The sequence below is a fragment of the Streptococcus parasanguinis genome (assembly GCF_001074805.1).
GTDB classification, from domain to species: domain Bacteria; phylum Bacillota; class Bacilli; order Lactobacillales; family Streptococcaceae; genus Streptococcus; species Streptococcus parasanguinis_A.
In genome coordinates this window covers 1-789 of record NZ_JUPI01000048.1, presented here as the reverse complement: position 1 = coordinate 789, position 789 = coordinate 1, and the positions used below count along the sequence as shown (strand labels likewise).

Genomic DNA, 789 nt, shown 5'->3' with positions numbered 1-789 from the left:
TTAGTATATCATGACCTGGACTTACTGTCAATACTTTTTCTCAAAAAATTTTATTTTATTGAAAGTTTTTTTAAACACTGTTAACTTTCATTTTTTAAATGGAATTTTTAAAATCCTTTAGATAGTTCTCTAATTTCTTTTTCATTTTTGCTTTTCCTTGACATCTTCTGTTTGTTAGTAATGCTTCATATTGTTCTTTTTCTTTTGCTGTTAATTTATCTTTAAAATCCTTTAAAGAATCTCTTAGAACTACCAGTTCGTCTAAATACATCTTTCTTGACGAAATTCTGTGGCTAATTTCCCCAATTTCAATATATGGAAGTCTATTAATTTTTCTTTTATCACTTTCCTGTTGTCTTATTTTATCTTTAATATGATTTCTAAATTTTGTTTTGAAATATGTATAAAGTAATTCTTCATTTGTTTCAATTTCAGGATTCTTTTGATAAAGTTCAAACAGAGTTAGCTGACCTTCTTGTTCCCAATCATCTTTTTCCCATAATTGAATATAATATTCTTTTTCACATTTTCTTACGATATATTTTACTTTTTGATACATTTTATTAAATTCCATAAGCTCTCCTTTACTTTTATCTGTATTTTATAAAAATAAAGAAGCCCATTGGACTTTTTTTCTATTCTGCACGTTTTTTTAACTATTTGGTTATTATTTTACCTATTTTGTTCAAATACACAAAAAAACTGCCACTTGGTGACAGTTTATCGATAGTCCGTACGGGATTCGAACCCGTGTTACCGCCGTGAAAAGGCGGTGTCTTAACCCCTTGA

At 27.6% G+C, this 789-nt stretch carries 1 protein-coding gene; it reads right to left on the bottom strand.

Annotation, left to right across the window (positions count from 1 at the left end; all coding sequences use genetic code 11):
• Positions 1-94 precede the first annotated feature (94 nt).
• Positions 95-574: a transcriptional regulator gene (locus tag ADI76_RS03345; protein WP_049514759.1), complete on the bottom strand. Its 480-nt coding sequence runs from the start codon at positions 572-574 to the stop codon at positions 95-97.
• Positions 575-789 lie beyond the last annotated feature (215 nt).